General features: G+C 32.7%; 14 protein-coding genes and 2 tRNA genes. 8 read left to right on the plus strand and 8 right to left on the minus strand.

Annotation, left to right across the window (positions count from 1 at the left end; translation table 11 throughout):
- Positions 1–211: 211 nt before the first annotated feature.
- The 3 genes from ACHRVZ_RS20895 to mutS form a co-directional block, all read right to left on the minus strand.
- A tRNA-Leu gene (locus ACHRVZ_RS20895) sits at positions 212–297 on the minus strand.
- Positions 298–312: 15 nt separating this feature from the next.
- A tRNA-Gly gene (locus ACHRVZ_RS20900) sits at positions 313–385 on the minus strand.
- A gap of 162 nt (positions 386–547) precedes the next feature.
- The gene (mutS, locus tag ACHRVZ_RS20905; protein ID WP_395424965.1) at positions 548–3,154 is read right to left on the minus strand and encodes a DNA mismatch repair protein MutS; all 2,607 of its coding nucleotides are present in this window, start codon (positions 3,152–3,154) and stop codon (positions 548–550) included.
- A gap of 159 nt (positions 3,155–3,313) precedes the next feature.
- On the opposite strand from mutS, the gene ACHRVZ_RS20910 reads away from it, so the two are divergent.
- From ACHRVZ_RS20910 to ACHRVZ_RS20920, 3 genes are all read left to right on the plus strand, one after another.
- Complete coding sequence (locus ACHRVZ_RS20910; protein WP_395424966.1) at positions 3,314–3,739, plus strand: DUF1573 domain-containing protein; 426 nt, start codon at positions 3,314–3,316, stop codon at positions 3,737–3,739.
- A 78-nt stretch (positions 3,740–3,817) separates the two neighbouring features.
- Positions 3,818–4,360, plus strand: coding sequence for an RNA methyltransferase (locus ACHRVZ_RS20915; RefSeq protein WP_395424967.1), 543 nt, complete (start codon positions 3,818–3,820; stop codon positions 4,358–4,360).
- Positions 4,361–4,455: 95 nt separating this feature from the next.
- The gene (locus ACHRVZ_RS20920) at positions 4,456–6,642 is read left to right on the plus strand and encodes a T9SS type B sorting domain-containing protein (RefSeq protein WP_395424968.1); all 2,187 of its coding nucleotides are present in this window, start codon (positions 4,456–4,458) and stop codon (positions 6,640–6,642) included.
- 92 nt (positions 6,643–6,734) lie between these two features.
- Here ACHRVZ_RS20920 and folK read toward each other — a convergent pair whose 3' ends face one another.
- The 3 genes from folK to ACHRVZ_RS20935 all read right to left on the minus strand — a co-directional run bounded on the left by folK (position 6,735) and on the right by ACHRVZ_RS20935 (position 9,116).
- The gene (gene folK / locus ACHRVZ_RS20925) at positions 6,735–7,868 is read right to left on the minus strand and encodes a 2-amino-4-hydroxy-6-hydroxymethyldihydropteridine diphosphokinase (RefSeq protein ID WP_395424969.1); all 1,134 of its coding nucleotides are present in this window, start codon (positions 7,866–7,868) and stop codon (positions 6,735–6,737) included.
- A 58-nt stretch (positions 7,869–7,926) separates the two neighbouring features.
- Positions 7,927–8,130 (minus strand): hypothetical protein, encoded by a 204-nt coding sequence (locus ACHRVZ_RS20930; protein ID WP_395424970.1) that lies wholly within the window; start codon positions 8,128–8,130, stop codon positions 7,927–7,929.
- Positions 8,131–8,216: 86 nt separating this feature from the next.
- Complete coding sequence (locus tag ACHRVZ_RS20935; RefSeq protein WP_395424971.1) at positions 8,217–9,116, minus strand: carboxypeptidase-like regulatory domain-containing protein; 900 nt, start codon at positions 9,114–9,116, stop codon at positions 8,217–8,219.
- 199 nt (positions 9,117–9,315) lie between these two features.
- Between ACHRVZ_RS20935 and sppA the strand changes: the two genes are divergently transcribed.
- The 3 genes from sppA (at position 9,316) to ACHRVZ_RS20950 (ending at position 14,798) form a co-directional block, all read left to right on the plus strand.
- On the plus strand, positions 9,316–11,073 hold the full coding sequence (gene sppA, locus ACHRVZ_RS20940) for a signal peptide peptidase SppA (RefSeq protein WP_395424972.1): 1,758 nt from the start codon (positions 9,316–9,318) through the stop codon (positions 11,071–11,073).
- A 12-nt stretch (positions 11,074–11,085) separates the two neighbouring features.
- Complete coding sequence (locus ACHRVZ_RS20945; RefSeq protein WP_395424973.1) at positions 11,086–12,033, plus strand: alpha/beta hydrolase; 948 nt, start codon at positions 11,086–11,088, stop codon at positions 12,031–12,033.
- Between the two features lie 173 nt (positions 12,034–12,206).
- Positions 12,207–14,798 (plus strand): AsmA-like C-terminal region-containing protein, encoded by a 2,592-nt coding sequence (locus ACHRVZ_RS20950; RefSeq protein ID WP_395424974.1) that lies wholly within the window; start codon positions 12,207–12,209, stop codon positions 14,796–14,798.
- Positions 14,799–14,873: 75 nt separating this feature from the next.
- Here ACHRVZ_RS20950 and ACHRVZ_RS20955 read toward each other — a convergent pair whose 3' ends face one another.
- Positions 14,874–15,953 carry a glycosyltransferase family 9 protein gene (locus ACHRVZ_RS20955; protein ID WP_395424975.1) on the minus strand — a complete coding sequence of 360 codons (1,080 nt, stop codon included), beginning with the start codon at positions 15,951–15,953 and terminating at the stop codon, positions 14,874–14,876.
- 257 nt (positions 15,954–16,210) lie between these two features.
- The gene (locus tag ACHRVZ_RS20960; protein WP_395424976.1) at positions 16,211–17,005 is read right to left on the minus strand and encodes a DUF2797 domain-containing protein; all 795 of its coding nucleotides are present in this window, start codon (positions 17,003–17,005) and stop codon (positions 16,211–16,213) included.
- A 253-nt stretch (positions 17,006–17,258) separates the two neighbouring features.
- Here ACHRVZ_RS20960 and ACHRVZ_RS20965 point away from each other — a divergent pair, with 253 nt between their 5' ends.
- Complete coding sequence (locus tag ACHRVZ_RS20965; protein WP_395424977.1) at positions 17,259–18,767, plus strand: GH3 auxin-responsive promoter family protein; 1,509 nt, start codon at positions 17,259–17,261, stop codon at positions 18,765–18,767.
- Between the two features lie 42 nt (positions 18,768–18,809).
- Entirely contained in the window at positions 18,810–19,391 is a 582-nt protein-coding gene (locus ACHRVZ_RS20970; RefSeq protein WP_395424978.1) for a hypothetical protein, read from the plus strand.
- Positions 19,392–19,437 lie beyond the last annotated feature (46 nt).

Consider the following 19,437-nt stretch of genomic DNA (forward strand, 5'->3'; position numbering starts at 1 on the left):
GATTCTTAGATTCTTAGATTCTTAGATTCTTAGATTCTTAGATTCTTAGATTCTTAGATTCTTAGATTCTTAGATTCTTAGATTCTTAGATTCTTAGATTCTTAGATTCTTAGATTCTTAGATTCTTGTAAAATAAATTTGCTTCGCAAATTTATTTACACTGTGCGAGTTTACACAATAAAAAAAGCCTCTTCAAAAGAAGAGGCTTTAGTACTCAGAGCGGGACTTGAACCCGCACGAACATTGCTGTTCACTGGATTTTAAGTCCAGCGTGTCTACCAATTTCACCATCCGAGCATTATATGGTAATTGAGCGAAAAACGGGGCTCGAACCCGCGACCTCGACCTTGGCAAGGTCGCGCTCTACCAACTGAGCTATTTTCGCGTTTCAAATTCTTGTAAGAACTACAATACTTGATTTGTTCTGTATTGCGAGTGCAAATTTAGGACATTTATTCAATTACACAAGCGTTTTTCGAAAAAAAATCACACTTATTTTATAACTTTCTGATAACCTAAACTTTAAACTTGAAAACTTTTTTTGATTTTATTTCTTAACCAGCATTCTCTTTATTTCATTCAGCTTCATTAACGCTTCAACTGGTGTTATCGCGTTTATATCAAGACTCATGATCTCTTCTTTTATCTCTTCCAACAAAGGATCGTCTAAATTAAAGAAACTCATTTGCATTTCGTCATTCTCAGATTTAACACCGTTTAAAGCATCGCTTGAATGATTCTTCTCTAATTTCTTTAAAAGCTTTTGCGCCTTCAAAATTACAATTTGAGGCATTCCCGCCATTTTTGCCACATGAATTCCAAAACTATGTGCACTTCCTCCCTTAACCAGTTTACGAATAAATAGAACCGTATCTTTTAATTCTTTTACAGCAACATTATAATTCTGGATTCTTGGCAACGATTCTGTCATTTCGTTTAACTCATGATAATGCGTCGCGAATAAGGTTTTTGGTCTTGAAGGATGTTCATGCAAAAACTCAGCAATAGCCCACGCAATAGAGATTCCGTCATATGTACTGGTTCCTCTTCCAATTTCATCTAACAAAACCAAACTACGATCTGAAATATTATTCAAAATAGATGCCGTCTCATTCATCTCGACCATAAAAGTAGATTCTCCCATCGAAATATTATCTGAAGCTCCTACTCTGGTAAAGATTTTATCTACAATTCCCATTCGCACGCTATCTGCCGGAACAAAACTTCCCATTTGCGCCAACAACACAATCAATGCTGTTTGCCTCAAAATAGCCGACTTACCGGACATATTGGGACCGGTGATCATAATAAGCTGCTGCGTTTCTCTGTCTAAATAAACATCATTTGCAATATAAGGCGTTCCAACCGGCAATTGTTTTTCAATTACAGGGTGTCTACCATTTTTGATTTCTAATTCAAATGTTTCATCAATTTCAGGGCACACGTATTGATTTTCTACAGCCAATTGTGTAAATGAACACAAACAATCTAATTGCGCCACTAAATTAGCGTTCATTTGAACCGGCTTAATATAAGTCGCAATCCAGGCAATTAATTGCTCAAAAAGCTCCGATTCAATTTTATGAATTTTTTCTTCGGCACCTAAAATTTTGGTTTCATATTCTTTTAATTCCTCCGTAATGTAACGTTCTGCATTTACTAAGGTCTGTTTACGAATCCATTCCGTTGGAACTTTATCTTTATGCGTATTTCTAACTTCGATATAATATCCAAAAACATTATTGAAAGATATTTTCAAAGAAGAAATTCCAGTTCTTTCTGATTCTCTTTTTTCAATCCCTTCTAAATATTCTTTTCCAGAGGTTGAAATAGCACGCAAATCGTCTAACTCTTCGCTGATTCCTTTTGCAATTGCATTTCCTTTTGCAATCGCAACTGGCGCATCTTGATTTAAGGTTACTTTGATTTTTTCTCTCAACAAATCACAGGCATGCAAACTATCTCCAATAACTTTTACAGCTTCCTGAGGACTTTGCAACGCTAATGTTTTGATCGGAATAATAGCATCCAATGATTCTTTCAAATAAACAATTTCACGAGGCGAAACTTTTCCTGCAGCAATTTTAGAAATTAAACGTTCTAAATCTGAAATTTGTTTAATTTGATATTGAATATTATGCAAAACTTCAGGATTTGATTTCAGATAAGAAACCACATCGTGACGCCCTTTTATTTTATTACTATCTTTAAGAGGCAAAGCCAACCAGCGTTTTAACAAACGTCCTCCCATTGGCGAAAGCGTTCGATCTATTACATCTAAAAGTGTAACCGCATTTGGATTATAACTGTGGTATAACTCTAAGTTCCGAATTGTAAAACGATCCATCCAAACATACGCATCTTCTGCAATACGCTGAATTGCGGTTATATGCTGAACTCTGTTATGTTGTGTTTCGGACAAATAATACAAAATTGCACCTGAAGCAATGATACCTTCTTTCAGCTCTTCAACACCAAAACCTTTTAATGAAACGGTCTGAAAATGCTTCGTTAAAATTTCCAGCGCATAATCTTCTTTATAAATCCAGTCTTCCAGGTAAAAACTATGAAAATCATCCCCAAAAGCCGCTTTAAAATCTCCTTTATTATTCTTTGGAACCAGAACTTCACTTGGGTTAAAATTCTGCAGCAATTTATCGATGTATTCAGCATTTCCCTGAGCTGTTAAAAACTCTCCTGTTGAAACATCTAAAAAAGAAATTCCTATATTTTTATTAGCAAAATAAACAGATGCTAAAAAGTTATTTGTTTTTGATTGTAAAACCTCATCGTTTAAAGAGACTCCCGGAGTTACAAGTTCAGTAACGCCACGTTTTACAATAGTTTTAGTCATTTTTGGATCTTCAAGCTGATCGCAAATTGCAACGCGAAGACCTGCTTTAACTAATTTTGGCAAATAAGTATTGATTGAATGATGTGGAAAACCTGCCAAAGCTGTCTCAGTTTCAGAACCTGCACCTCTTTTAGTTAAAGTTATTCCAAGAATTTTTGAAGCTCTAATAGCGTCTTCTCCAAAGGTTTCGTAAAAATCACCTACTCTAAAAAGTAAACATGCATCAGGATATTTTCTCTTGATTTCGTTGTACTGCTTCATTAAGGGTGTTTCTTTCACCACTTTCTCTTTCGCTGCCAAATTATTGTATTTTAAATGAAAATTTATGACAGCGAATTTATAATATTTTAGCGGCATATCGAAGGGCTTCAAAAATTAAAATATTTTAAGTAATTTTTAAGTTGAGATATTAGAATTTTATATAGATTTGTTCATAATTAAAAACAAAGACTCTAAAAGATGAAAAAAATAATCTTAATTGCTATGTTAGCAGTAGTTGGAATCGCTACTTCTAACGCTCAAAGCACTAAAAAAGCTGCTAAAACTGCTAAAGTTGAAGGAGCTGGAATGGCTTTCGAAACAGAAACTATTGATTACGGAACTATCGCTCACAATGCTGATGGAAAACGTGAGTTCGTTTTTGTAAACAACGGAACTAAACCATTAATCATTACTAACACTCAAGGATCTTGTGGTTGTACTGTACCAACAACTCCAAAAGAGCCAATCGCTCCGGGTGCTAAAGGTATTATTGGTGTAAAATATGCTACTGACAGAGTTGGTGCTTTTACAAAAACCGTAACTGTTACTTCTAATGCTGAAGGACAACCAACAAAAGTACTTACTATTAAAGGTACAGTTTTACCAGATCCTGTTAAAAGCTAATCTGAAAAACAAAATAAAATAAATCGAAAAAGCTTCCTTATCTTTGGAAGCTTTTTTTATGACCTGAATACAACACAAATGAGAAAACTTGAAAATAGTGAACTAGACAGAAAATCAATTGAAGATTTTAAAAAATCAGACAAAACACCTTTAATTTTAGTTTTGGATGACATTCGTAGTTTACACAATATTGGATCTGTATTTAGAACTGCTGACGCATTTTTGATTGAAAAAATAATTCTATGTGGTATTACAGCAACGCCTCCTAATAAAGAAATTCATAAAACTGCTCTTGGTGCCACAGAAACTGTAGCATGGGAACACCATGAGAATGTACTGGAAGTTATTGAAAATCTTAAAAAAGAAAATGTACTTACTCTTGCCATTGAACAAGTTGAAAGTTCAGTTTTTCTTCAGGATTTTAAAGTAGCAAATAATCAAAAATATGCTTTGGTTTTTGGTAATGAAGTTTATGGTGTAGCACAGGAAGCCGTTGCAATTTGTGACGGTTGTATTGAGATTCCACAATTAGGAACCAAGCATTCTTTAAATATCGCGGTAAGTGCCGGAATTGTAGTCTGGGATTTGTTTCAAAAGTTAAATTGGCCAAGCAATACTTAAATTTTCCAAAATGTTATTTTATATTAAATTCTAACTTTATATGTTAGAATATGAAATATATTTTTTTGTTATTATAAAATTGATACTTTTATGAAATGAAAAATATTAATTTCTTAATAATATCATTTTTGTTTTTCGTTTTTTGTTTTAATCAGTCTTATGCAAATGAGAAGATTAAAACTCTAAATAAAAATGCGGTTGTTATAAATAATGACACCCTAAAATCAAGCAAAAAAAATACCGCAAAGACAAATTTTGCGATAACTCCTCCTATAATCAAAGCTTCGGGAGATCAATTTTATTGCCCACAAAGCACTATCAATATTGTCACCTCTATTGAAATCAAACATGACCCTTTAGAACTGGGAACTAAAGCTGGATATATTCAAATTTCATCAGGATATTCTAGTGGCTTGGATAAATTGGAACTTACTAATATCGGTGCACATTCGACAATCGTAACGAGCTGGGATCCTGTTGCCGGAAAATTGACATTAACAAATTCAACCGGAGGAGATATTCTATACTCTGATTTAGAAGCAGCTATCAAAGATGTTGTATTTTCTAATTCTTCAGCCACAGCTTCTGGCACAAGAACTTTTTCTATAACAATTGGACAAGCTAATTTTTTACCTTCTACGCAACACTTTTACTTATTTGTTCCCAGCATTGGCATAACATGGACTGCAGCAAAAGCAGCAGCTGAAGCAGGTACTTACTATGGACTTAAAGGATATCTAGCTACTATATTATCTGCTGATGAAGCCAAATTAATTGGTGAACAAGCCTCTGGAACCGGATGGATTGGCGGAAGCGATGCTGAAACTGAAGGAGTCTGGAAATGGGTTACGGGACCTGAAGCCGGAACCATTTTTTGGAACGGAACAGCTAATGGATCAACACCCAATTTTGCTTTCTGGAATACTGGCGAACCAAACAATCAGGGAAATGAAGATTATGCTCACATCACTCAGCCAGGAGTTGGAATTAAAGGATCTTGGAACGATTTATCGAACACTGGAGATATTTCCGGGAATTATCAACCAAAAGGTTACGTTGTAGAATATGGCGGAATGCCGGGCGAAACTCCTTTAGAAATTGCCGCAAGTACTAAAATCACAATTCCAGCTATAACCCCTGGACCAAATCCAAGTCCAGTTTGCGATTCCGGCACCTTTACATTGACTGCCACTGTAACTCCCGGTGCAACAATTAGCTGGTACGATGCTGCAACTGGCGGAACTCTATTAGGCACAGGAAACACGTACACTACTCCAACAATAACAACCACAACAACATATTATGTTGATGCCAGTTGCGAGTTAAATCGAAAATCAGTTATTGTTACTATAAACAAGACACCTGATGCACCCGTTGCAACTAACTCAACGTATACAAATTGCGGACCTGGATCTATAATCATTCAGGCCAGTACAAATATTGGTCTTATTAATTGGTTTACAACTTCGACGGGAGGCACAAGTCTTTACACAGGAAATAGTTTTTCGACACCTGTAATTTCAGCAAACACAACCTATTACGCCGAAGCTTCAAACAATGGCTGTATCAATACAAATCGTACTCCGGTAAATATCACCATTTATACACCGCCAGTAGTTACTGATGAAACTGTAATATTATGTCAATCTGAAAAGGTTAATCTCGACGCAGGAATTACAGGAATGACTTATAAATGGAATACTGGCGAAACTGCTCAAATAATTACAGTTACAGCCGGAGGAATATATACTGTTGATGTTACAAGCCCAGCGCCAGAAAATTGTACAAGCCGAAAAACAATTATTGTTGACGAACACTTAAGCCCAAAAATTGCACGGGTGGATGTTAACGGAACTCAGGCTACTATTTACCTTACCAAAGATGCTGATTATTATGAATATTCTGTTGATGGATTAACTTTTCAGGACTCTAATGTTTTCTACAATGTTCCTGCCGGACTAAGAACTGCATTTGTTCAAGAAAAAAATGGCTGTGGAGGTACTACTTTAAACTTTGTTGTAATTGTTTTTCCTGATTTTTTTACTCCAAATAACGATTCATTTAATGACTTATGGGAAGTTACGGGAATGGAAAATTACCCTCAAGCACAAATCACTATTTTTGATCGATACGGAAAACTTGTAGCGCAATTAAACAGTTCTAAAATGAGTTGGGACGGAACTTTTAATAAAACTCCACTGCCTGCGTCTGATTATTGGTATGCAATGAAGATCGATAATAACCACCCCATTTTAAGAGGTCATTTTTCGTTAAAAAGATAAATTTAATTAGAAAATGAGTCAATTTGAAAATTAGAAAATTGCTTAAAACATTGTAAACAATTATCTAATTAACACATTTTCTAATTGACACATTAGTTCAACTTCTTCTGAACTTCGTTTAAGATAAACAGGTAATCTTCGTGTTTTTTTACAAAATCACGATCTGAAACATCGATTATCAAAACGTTCAAATCTGTTTGTGTCTTTATATACTCTAAGTACCCATTATTAATTTTATCTAAATAATCGGCTTCTATATTTTGCTCGTAATTCCTTCCTCGCTTCTTGATATTTTGAAGTAAACGTGCTGTATTTTGATATAAATAAACATACAAATCAGGCTTTGGCATTTCTTTATATATAATATCAAATAAGTTTCGGTACAAACGGTATTCATCTTCTGCAAGAGTAATTTTAGCAAAAATCAATGATTTGAAAATATGGTAATCGGCGACGATAAAATCCTTGAATAAATCAAACTGGGCTAAATCATCTGATAATTGCTGATAACGATCTGCCAAAAAAGACATTTCAAGCGGAAAAGCGTATCGATTTTGATCTTTATAAAATTTAGGTAAAAAAGGATTGTCTGCAAAACGCTCTAAAACTGTTTTAGCATTAAAATCTTCTGCAATCTTTTGTACCAAAGTAGTTTTCCCTGCCCCAATATTCCCTTCAAAAGCAATATAATTAAAGTTCTCAAGTGTAATTTCCTGGAGCGGATTCTTTAAAGTCTGAACCACTTTACAAATACTATCATCCGGAGAAATTGCAATTAACTCTGAAATAGATTTCTGAAAAACAGGATGTTTCCAATCTATATTCAAATCTTGCATCGGCAATAAAACGAATTTTCTGTTTTGCATTAACGGATGCGGAACCTGCAATTTTTCAGACTCAATAATCTCATCATCAAAAAAAATCAAATCAACATCAATAAGACGTGATTGATAACCTTCCTGATTTGATCGGATTCTGCCTAATTGTTTTTCAACTTTCAGAACCTGATTCAATATTTTTTGGGCCGATGAATTGGTGTGCAGAACCAATGCGCAATTATAAAAAGCGTCACTTTCAAAACCCCAAGCCGGAGTTTCATATAATCGCGAAACTTTTATTACGGTTCCCACTTCCTGATGTATCAAATCGATACAACTTTCGATGTTTGCTAACCTGTTTCCCTGATTACTGCCTATAGATAAAACGACTTGATGCTGTGACTTCATAATTAATGCAAATTAACTAAAACTATTTTAGAATTAAGTACATTATTTAGTTCAAGAATCAGAAGTTTCCAACTATATCAAACTCTTTCTTGTTGTCTTTGTTTTCTGAAACCTTTTTTAAAAAATTGTTTAAATCATTTGTTAGCGGCAATTGATTTTGATTTTTCCAAAATTGCTCTGAATAGGGATATTTTACTTTAAAAATATCTTTATCCATCGAAAGATTTGATTTTGCTTTGTCTGCAATAAAACTATTGGTCACAAAAAAGCGGGTTGAATAATCGTAGTACGCCTTCTTTACTTTATCATTTTCAAGTAATTCTACCCTAACATCTGAATTAGCATTGCTTAAATAATACTTATTGACACTACCATTTTTTTATAATTCGAAGTTCGTTTAAAACGGATTGTTCGGTATTCTACCTTTCCGTCTTTTTGAAACGGAACTTTATCCGGATCATCATAAAAATCAAAATAAGTCTCAACTATTGCATAATCTGACTTATTAATGATAAAATAACCGCTTGTTTTTTGCCCCATCTGATTAGTCTCTTTTTTAACAAAACTAATTTTCAAATAATCAGCTGCTATATTTTTTTCCTGAGTAAGCTCAAAATCATCAAGTGCCAGAGATATTAAAGCATTCAAATCGAATAATTTTTCAAAACTTTGAAATTTAAAATATATAAAATCTTCTTTATCAGAAATCCCAACTTTTCTCATATTCAAAATCTCAACTTCGCATTTATTATCAGGTTGCGTTTTTGTTTTAAAAATACTTTTCCGTGACACTTTACCATAAATATCCTGCAACCTTGCTATTTCATCATTTCTTTTCAAAATACATCTTAAAAAGAAGTTTTCATTATAGGGTTCTAAAATGTAGTTATCTTTCATTTTAGCATAAACCTTTTTCATTATAGCCTGCTCATTTCCCACCACTACTTCATCAAGTTCGATCATTTTACTTTGCAAAAAAATAGTGTCCGCCTTTTTTATCTCCTCAAAACTCACTTTTAGATTTTCATAACCAATCAAACTAAAATTCAGTTCATCGACATCCGAAACAAAAGAAAAAGCACCTTCTTCATTCGTCAGCGAATTGTCTTTTTGATTGTAGATATTTACTTTGTCCAGTGGCAGCTTTGTCTGTTTATCGGCGACTACTTTTTTAGTTTGTATTTTTTGAGCGCTGGCGCAAAAACTCATAAGGAACAAAAGATATAATAGCGTATTTTTTTCTTTCATAATGCAGGAGGTTATGTTTTTAAATATAAAAAAGCCTGTTTTAAACAATACATATCTTACAAACACCATGCCTTAATATTAAACATAAAAATGCAAATACCACAAATATTTCATCAATTCATATAAAGGAATTAATTCGTTTTTAGATTACATTTGTAACAAACCAACCTTTTTTACTACTTATTAAAAAAATATTATTATGAAGTTTTTAGGAAATGTAATTGCCACTGTTATTGGTATTTTTGTATTTATTATGCTCTTCTTTTTTGGAGTAATTCTGATTGGAGCAATCTTTGGCGGGGACGATTCTGTTTCAGTCAAAAATGATTCTGTTATAGAATTAAATTTAAAACAAATTCAAAATGATTATGCCGGAAAATACAAAGACCCTTGGGTAACTGTTTTTTCTGATAAAAAAGGAATTGGACTAACAGACGTTATCAATGCGATCGAGGCCGCAAAAACTGATGAAAACATTAAAGGGATTTCGATCTTAAACGATGAATCTTCATTGGGATTAGCTCAATATAAAGATTTAAGAAACGCACTTGAAAGCTTCAAGAAATCCGGTAAATTCGTTTGGGCATATGCAAATACTTATTCTCAAAAAGAATATTACCTAAACTCTGTCGCCAACACTATTTATTTAAATCCTGCGGGAGATTTAGATTTTAAAGGACTTTCGTCTGAAGTGATGTTCTTTAAGGATTTCCAGGATAAATCTGGTGTTCATATGGAAGTGATTCGCCACGGAAAATACAAAAGTGCTGTTGAACCCTTTTTAGAAAATAAAATGAGTGATGCCAATAGAGAGCAAGTAACTGCACTTTTAAATTCACTTTGGACAACGGTTTCGACTGATATTTCAAAAAGTAGAAATATTCCTTTGCCTAAATTAAATGAAATCGCAAATGGTTTATTGGCCAGAACTCCAGAAATGGCAAAAGCAGAACATTTAATAGATATCATCGCCTATGAAGATGTTTATCATAATGCAATAAAAAAAGCACTGAAAGTTACCGGTGATGATGATTACAACAAAATTTCGATTTTAGATTATACTCAAAATAATATTACAACTGCATTAACCAATACAGCTACAGATCAAATTGCGATTATTTACGCTCAAGGCGAAATACAAAGCGGTGAAGGAGATGTTACTGTAATTGGCGAAGGCTCTATGCGTCGTTCTTTGCAAGAAGCTCGTAAAAACGAAGATGTAAAAGCAATCGTTCTTAGAATTGACAGTCCTGGCGGAAGTGCTTTAACTTCGGACTTAATCTGGAGAGAAATTGAAATTACTAAGAAAGTCAAACCTGTTGTGGTTTCTATGGGTAATTATGCTGCTTCAGGTGGTTATTATATTGCATGTAATGCTAACAAAATTTTCGCTGAAAGCAATACCATTACGGGTTCTATTGGAGTATTTGGAATTTTACCGAATTTTAGCCCTTTAGCCAATAAATTAGGAATTAATACAGAACAAGTAAAAACACACGAAAACGCAGCTAATTATAGTCCGTTTGTACCAGTTGATGAAAAGTTTAAAGCTTTTACTCTAGAAGGAGTTGAACATATCTACAACACTTTTGTAACTCATGTTGCCGAAGGCCGAAAAATGACTTTTGCACAAGTTGACGCGATTGCACAAGGAAGAGTTTGGTCAGGAACTGAAGCTCTTAAAATTGGTTTGGTTGATAAAATTGGAGGATTAAATGATGCTATTGCCGAAGCTGCTAAAATTGCTAAAATCAAAGACTATAGCACGCAAAATTATCCTGAGTACGAAAAAACATTCAACGATCTTCTTTCTAATCTTCCTTTTGCGCAATCAAAAGAAGCTTTTATTAAAGAAGAAATTGGCGAAGAAAACTATATGCTTATTGAGCAAGTTAAAAGACTTCAACAACAAAAAGGAGTTCAGGCAATTCTGCCTTTTGGGTTAAATATCAAATAATTCTGTTCGAAAATGAAAAAAATATTTGTCTTTCTGACTGTTTTATTCTTAAGCTTTGTTAATGCACAAGAGAAGAGTGAAAATACTTTTAAGGAATCTCCTTTAGTTTTAAAGATTAATGTAGTTGAGATATACGGTACATTAACGACTCCTGGTTTAACAAAGAAATATCCAGTTGCATTAATTATTTCCGGCTCTGGGCCAACAGACCGAGATGGCAATAATCCGATGATGAAAAATAATTCATTAAAAATGCTGGCTGAAGCTTTAGCAAAAAACGGAATTGCATCGTTGCGATATGATAAAAGAGGAATTGGAGAAAGTAAAGCCGCAGCTGTAGCTGAAGCAAATTTGGTTTTTGAAAATTATACTGAAGATGTAAAAAGCTGGATCAATTTATTAAAACAAGACAGACGTTTCTCTGAAGTAATTGTTATCGGGCATAGTGAAGGTTCGTTAATAGGAATGATTGCCGGTGCAAAAGCAGACAAATTTATTTCGATTGCCGGTCCGGGCGAATCTGCAGACAAGTTGATAAAAACACAAATTGCTTCAAAATCGAGCAAACAATTGGAGGATATGACTTTTCCTATTATTGATAGCCTAAAAAGCGGTAACAATGTAAAAAAAGTTGACCCAATGCTTAATTCTCTTTTTAGACCAAGTATTCAGCCGTATTTAATTTCATGGTTTAAATACAATCCGCAAACGGAAATTAAAAAATTAACCGTTCCTGTTTTAATTATTCAAGGAAACAATGATTTGCAGGTAACTGTAAAAGACGCGGAACTTTTATCACAAGCCAATAAAAATGCAGAACTTTTAATTGTCGATAAAATGAATCACATTATGAAAATCGTTGATGGCGATCAAAAAGCAAATTTTGAAAGTTATAGTAATGAAACCTTACCGATTTCAGAAACTATGACAAACAAGATTATTTCTTTCATTAAAAAATAATTAAAATCATAAAACCATTAAAAATCCGTTTGAAGTATATTCAAGCGGATTTTTAGTTTTAACAAATTTAAGTATAATTCTTACTTTTTATAAAAACTTTATCAATTAACTCAATCAAAAAAAACTATTTTTGCACGGTTCAATTATCAATTTAAACTCTCAATTTTATTTATATGCTAAAGAAAATTTTAAAAATATCTGCCATTGTTCTTGTGGTTATTGTAGCTGCATTATTTGCCATTCCTTATTTCTTTAAAGATCAAATTAAAGCTAAAATTGCTGAAGCAATCAACGAAAGTGTTGATGCAAAAGTTAGTTTTACTGAAGCTGATTTGAGTCTTTTTAAGAATTTTCCAAATGCGACTGTTGGAATCGAAAAATTGGTTATCATCAACAAAGCACCTTTTGAAGGAGACACTTTAGTCTCGCTGGGCGAATTGAACTTAAAAATGAGCATTAAGGAACTTTTTAAAGGAAAAGATGAACCATTAAGTATTCAGGGAATTAGTTCTACAAACGGTTTAATCAATATTATTTTTAATAAAGACGGTATTGGCAACTTTGATATTGCCTTAAAAGACAAGAATAAAACAGAGAAAGACGATAAAAGCAAGCCACTTTCTTTAAAAATTCAGAATTATAAAATTGAGAATTTTACTTTCAGATATATTGATCAGGGTTCTAAAATAAAAATGGTTATTGATAGTTTAGACCACGAAGGAACCGGAGATTTTACCAATTCTAAATTGGATTTAACTACAAAATCTACCGCTAAGGTTTCTTTGGATATGGATAAAATCAATTACATGAAAAATGTAAAACTGACTTTAGACGCTGTTTTAGGAATTGATTTAGAACAAAGCAAATATACTTTTAAAGAAAACAAAGCTTTGATCAATCAATTGCCTTTAGAGTTTGACGGATTTATTCAGATGGTTGATGCGGGTCAGAATTATGATTTAAAATTTAAAACCCCAACCTCAGCATTTACCAATTTCTTAGGATTGATTCCTTCTGCCTATTCTTCAGGTTTAAATGGCGTAAAAACAACAGGAGATTTTACTGTAGCGGGTTTTGCGAAAGGTCAATTAACAGATACAACTGTTCCTAAATTTAATATTAAAATTGCATCAAACAATGCTTCTTTTCAATATCCTAACTTACCAAAATCAGTTCAGAATATTGTAATCGATACTAAAATCATTAATGAAACCGGGATTCTAAATGATACTTACGTTAATCTCGATAAGCTTTCTTTTAGAATCGATCAGGACGTTTTTAATGCTAAAGCGAATATTAAAAACATAACTGTAAATCCGTTTGTGAATGCGGCTTTAAAAGGAACTATCAATTTAGCCAATCTTTCAAAAGCATATCCAATTAAAATGGACAAACCTTTGGCAGGGATTTTAAAAGCTGATGTAACGACACAATTTGATATGGCGTCTGTAGAAAAAAGTCAATATCAAAACATCAAAAATGCCGGAACTATGAGTTTATCAGGATTTAAATATACTGATGAAAACAACAAATCGATGAACATTAGTACGGCTTTGGTAGAGTTTAATCCGAGTACAATCAACTTGAAAAAATTTGATGCTACGACCGGAAAAAGTGATTTGAGTATTAATGGCGTTTTAGAAAATTTCTACGGTTTTATGTTTAAAAAACAAGAGCTAAGAGGAAACTTCAATATGAGTTCTAATCAATTGGCTGTTGATGATTTTATGACTGCCGGAGCACCTGCAACAAAAGAAACTGCGGCAAAACCATCTGAAGCAATGAAAATTCCGGCTTTCTTAAATTGTACTTTAAACGCTAAAGCAACAACTGTTTTATATGATAATTTAAAACTGAAAGATGTTTCCGGAAAATTAATTGTAAAAGATGAAAAAGCAACTTTAGAGAATTTTAAAACCTCTATTTTTGGAGGAACAATTGGTTTAACAGGAACGGTTTCGACCAAAACAAAAGTACCTACTTTTGATATGAATTTAGGTTTTAATCAAGTTGACATTGCGCAAACTTTTACGCAATTGGACATGATGAAAAAAATCGCTCCTATAGCAGGAATCATCAATGGAAAATTGAATTCTACAATAAAACTGAATGGAAATTTGAATGATAAGGAATTAACTCCGGATCTAAATTCAATTTCGGGAGACTTGTTAGGTCAATTACTTTCGACTACTATAAATTCTAAAAATTCAACTTTATTGAATGCTTTAGGTTCAAACATTAAATTTATCGATATGAATAAAGTGAACTTGAACGACATTAAAGCAGCCGTGACTTTTGAAAATGGTAAAGTAAATGTAAAACCATTTGATATTAAATATCAAGACATTAAAATTACTGTGGGTGGTACGCATGGTTTTGACCAAACAATGAACTACAACCTAAAACTTGATGTTCCAGCAAAATATTTAGGAAATGAAGCCAATGCTTTTCTTGCAAAAATGTCTCCTGCTGATGCAGCAAAACTGCAAAACATTCCGATAAATGCAATGATTACAGGTAATTTTTCTAATCCCAAAATATCAACAGATATGAAAAGCGCTGTGAGCAGTTTAGCTTCTCAAGTTGCTAATCAGCAAAAAGAAAAACTAACTCAAAAAGGGACTTCTGCTCTTAATGATTTAATCAATAAAAACACAAAAGCTAAAGATACTACACAAGCTGCAAAAACAGAAAAAGAACAGAAAACTCAAGAAGTTACTAAAAAAGCAAGTGATTTAATAAATGGTTTATTTAAGAAGAAATAAACAAACTGTTACAATCTAAAAAGAGGCATTCGTTTTAATAAACGAATGCCTCTTTTTTATTTCTGTTCTATATTTTTAGATAGCTTTTGAATAGATATTTAATTTTCCATTATTTAAAATTGAGTTGATCGTTTTTATGTAATCTTTCTTAGCATATAAGTTCACATCTATTCCAACGCTGCAATTATCATAAGGTTCATATTTTTTAATGTTTGAAACAGAAAACAATCCTATTGTTGGCGTCTGAACGGCACTTGCTAAATGCATTATACCGCTATCTGCACCAATAAACAAATCGGCATTTGCAATAACAGATCCTATTTCTCGAATATCTTTACTATAAAATGTTGGAGCAATAAACCCAATTTGCGAAACATTTTCTACAGGCAGAATTTCAACAATATTAAAATCTTTATATTCCTCTTTAAGTTGTGAATAAAAATTAGTCCACCAATCCTCTGCTAAACATTTTGCACCTGTTGCATAGGTAAAAATGCAAATTGTTCTTTTTGAATTGTGTACTAAATTATTCAAAATATTCTTTCCTTCAGCAATTTCAGAAGATGATAATTTAAGATCGACAGGAGCAATTATTTTATTACTTTGTGGTAATCCAAGTTTTGTTAAGTAATATCGAAAGTTGTAAACGGGGTATTTTGCAATATGCTCGTAATCATTTTTCACAAGTTGAGATTCTTCTATCAGATCTCCGAAAAATTTATATTTGGCATTAGAAAACTGGACTGCCAATCGCCCTGAAGAGGAGTTTTGATCAACGTTGATCGCAATATCATAATTTTGTCTTTTTATAGAAACCCAGACATTAAGATATTTAATTAAGCTTTTGAAAGGTTTCTTGGGTAAATGAATTATATTATTGACGCTATTATAATTCTCAAAGATTATTGGAGCTAACGTTCCCTTAACAAACAAATCTATTTTACAATTTGGAAATATTTCTGTTACTTCCTGAACAAGAGGTGTAATGAGCAGCAGGTTTCCTAATCTTCCATTTGGTCTGCAAATTAAAACTCTTTTAATTTCGGTTTTATCCACCAAGATAATATCGAGCTCCGTCTTTGGTTTCCCAATGTTTTTAGTCAGACTGCGCATTACGCCCCTCCTATAATGATTTACTTTGTTTAAAATACTCATCTATTAAATAATTTAAGAATTATAAAGTCTTAGCTTAATTTTAAAAAAAATCAAAAGATTTATCTAGCTCAAAACTAGGTTTTCTTTTATTTCAAAATTAAATTCTTCCAATAAGCAATTATTACAAAATTGTAACCAAATGTATCAACATTCACATTTACAGCTTATTAAAAGAGACTTAAAATTACAAAAAATATATCACAAACGATTATATATTAGACAGTTAACCATTATCACTCTACCAACACCCAAAATATCTAGACGTTAATTGTGACAACATATCCTTCTGAACCACGAATATTAAATACAGTTCCGTTTTCAAAAATTAAATATTGTCCTTTAATTCCAACAAGTTTTCCCTGAAACGAAGGTGATTTATCTAAGTTCAAACTTGCTACTTTAATTGGATAATTTAAAACCGGATATTGCAATTCGTATAAATCATCTTTTTGAGCATAAAAGTATTCTTTGACTTCTGACGGGATCAAACTTTCTACTTTTGCTTTTTCTGCAATTAGATCAAAATTTTCACCGGCATTCTGAAGCATTTTTCTCCAATTCGTTTTATCGGTGTAATGATCCTTTAATGCAACCTCCGTAATTCCGGCCAAATATCTATTCGGAACCTCAACAATTGCAATGGCTTGTGTAGCGCCCTGATCTATCCAACGAGTTGGAACCTGAGTTTTGCGTGTAACCCCAACTTTTATTTCGCTGGCTACAGCCAAATAAACAACGTGTGGCTGTAATTGAACTTTTTGCTCATATTCTAAATCACGATCTGCAATTCCTAAATGCGCCGTACTTAACTCCGGACGCATAATCCAGTCACCAACTGCCGGACTTGAATAAAAACATTCATAGCAAAAACCCTGACGGTATATCTTTTTCTTTTTATGACAATTCAAACATTCAAAACCTACAAAGTTAATCTCAATCTCTTTGTTTAGTAACTGATTCATGTTTAAGAAACTGTCTTCAAAAACCAAATAATATTGAATTGGGTTTCCTATTTCAGTTTGCATTTTTGTAAGTACTCCTTGATATTGCATATGATTTTAGATTGCTGATTTTAAATTTTAGATTTATGCCGATAGCGAATTTTTAATTCTTAAAATTCACTTGAAATAGAATTTTTCGTGTAAATAGAATGGTTTTCTTTACAAAAAAACACTATTTTTGATACAACGACAAAGTTAATATTTGTCTATCGATATTCAAATTTTAAATTTTCTGATTTTACAACAACTGTATGATCTAAGATTTAAAATCTAAAATCAGCAATCAAAAATTTAAATTCTTTCCATGCCCTTATCAATAATCAACTCTTTTGCTTCTTGGGTCCTGAAACAAAGGATACATCAGATAGAACTTTTTCTAAAATACCCTAATGAAGTTCAAGAAGAACTATTGCATAATTTATTGACGGCCTCTGAGAATACAGTTATTGGTAAACAGTATGATTTTGAATCGATAAACTCATATCAGACTTTTACTGAAAGAGTTCCGATTTCTACTTATGAAGAACTCCAGCCTTTAATCGAACGAACTCGTCAGGGCGAACAAGGCGTATTTTGGGAAACTCCAATAAAATGGTTTGCCAAATCAAGCGGAACGACAAATGCCAAAAGTAAATTTATTCCTGTAAGTAATGAAGCTCTTGAAGATTGCCATTATAAAGGAAGTAAGGATTTGCTTTGTTTGTATTTGAACAACAATGAAGATTCGGAATTGTTTTTAGGAAAAAGTCTCCGCTTAGGCGGAAGCTCTCAGATTTACGAAAACAACAATACTTTCTTTGGCGATTTATCGGCTATTTTAATTGAGAACATGCCTATTTGGGCTGAATTTAGCAGTACGCCAAGCAACAAAACCTCGTTAATGAGCGAATGGGAAGCAAAAATTGCTGCCATCATTAATGAAACCAAAAACGAAAATGTAACCAGCTTTGCCGGAGTTCCGTCGTGGATGTTGGTTTTAATGAATAAAGTTTTAGAAAATACAGGAAAAGAGAGTCTACTTGAAATCTGGCCAAATCTGGAAGTTTACTTTCACGGAGGTGTAAGTTTTTCTCCATACAAAGAACAATACAAGAAAATATTACCTAGCAAAGATTTCAAATATTACGAAATATACAATGCTTCTGAAGGCTTTTTCGCCATTCAGGATTTGAACAATTCCAGCGATTTATTATTGATGTTGGATTACGGCATTTTCTACGAATTTATCCCAATGGATACTTTTGGAACTCCAGACCAAAAAGTGATTCGTTTGGCTGATGTTGAATTAAATAAAAACTATGCGATTGTTATTACAACCAATTCTGGTTTATGGCGCTACTTAATTGGCGACACCATTCGTTTTACTTCATTAAACCCTTATAGAATAAGAGTTACCGGAAGAACTAAACATCATATTAATGTTTTTGGAGAAGAATTAATGGTCGAAAACACAGACCAGGCAATCGCTAAAGCTTGTCAAATTACACATACTGAAGTTATCGATTATACGGTTGCTCCTATTTTTATGCAAGACAAAGAAAAAGGTGCTCACGAATGGATGATTGAATTCAAGAAAAAACCTGCTGATGTTGGGCTTTTCCAAAAAGTTCTGGATGAAACTTTACAAACTTTAAATTCTGATTACGAAGCCAAACGTCATAATAATATGACCTTAAATCCTCTAGTGATTAATGTCGCGCGTGAAAACTTATTTTATGACTGGTTGAAAGAACGTGATAAACTTGGCGGACAACATAAGATCCCGAGACTTTCGAATCAGAGGGATTATTTGGAACAGTTGAAGGAGATGTAGGTATTAAAGTATAAATATCTTGCAATAAATAATTATAAAATAATGACCCTATTTAATCTCTTTCGACGAAAAAAAATCAATGAAACACAACATGAAAATTGTGTTTATTTTCATGAAGATCTTTTTAATCAAGTTGAATTTCTTCCGCGAGAGAACTTATCTTATCTCAAAACAGAAAACAAACAAATTGAAAATTTTGCAGAAGAACATTCTATTGGGCTTGGATTTAAAGATGTTTATATTCGAAAAGAGAATCCAATAACAATTGCCGACAAAAAAATAGCTTTTGAAAAAATCGATAAAATACTAATGGGCATTGAATTAAACAAATCTTCCGAAGTTTATGAAGGCTATGGTCCAACAAAATGGAAATGCGAAAACACCTTTGCTTACACTTATGATAAAGCCGAAATATTTATTTCGCTAAAAAATGGTTTTGTTAATGATTTCTGGATTAATAACTTTAGATTTCACGAAAATTCAGAAACCAAAACTAAATTAAAACATATATTATCGAAAATCGGCAATGAAATGGATTTAATATTAAACGATTGGGATTTAACCACAATTATTAATTTGAAAGATGATTCAGAGATTCAAAAATATTTAGACGAAGAATTATAACCCTAGCTAACACAAGTAAGTGTCCCGCTCGTAAACATAACCAAAT

This window comes from Flavobacterium sp. FlaQc-57, from assembly GCF_044007395.1.
Lineage (GTDB): Bacteria > Bacteroidota > Bacteroidia > Flavobacteriales > Flavobacteriaceae > Flavobacterium.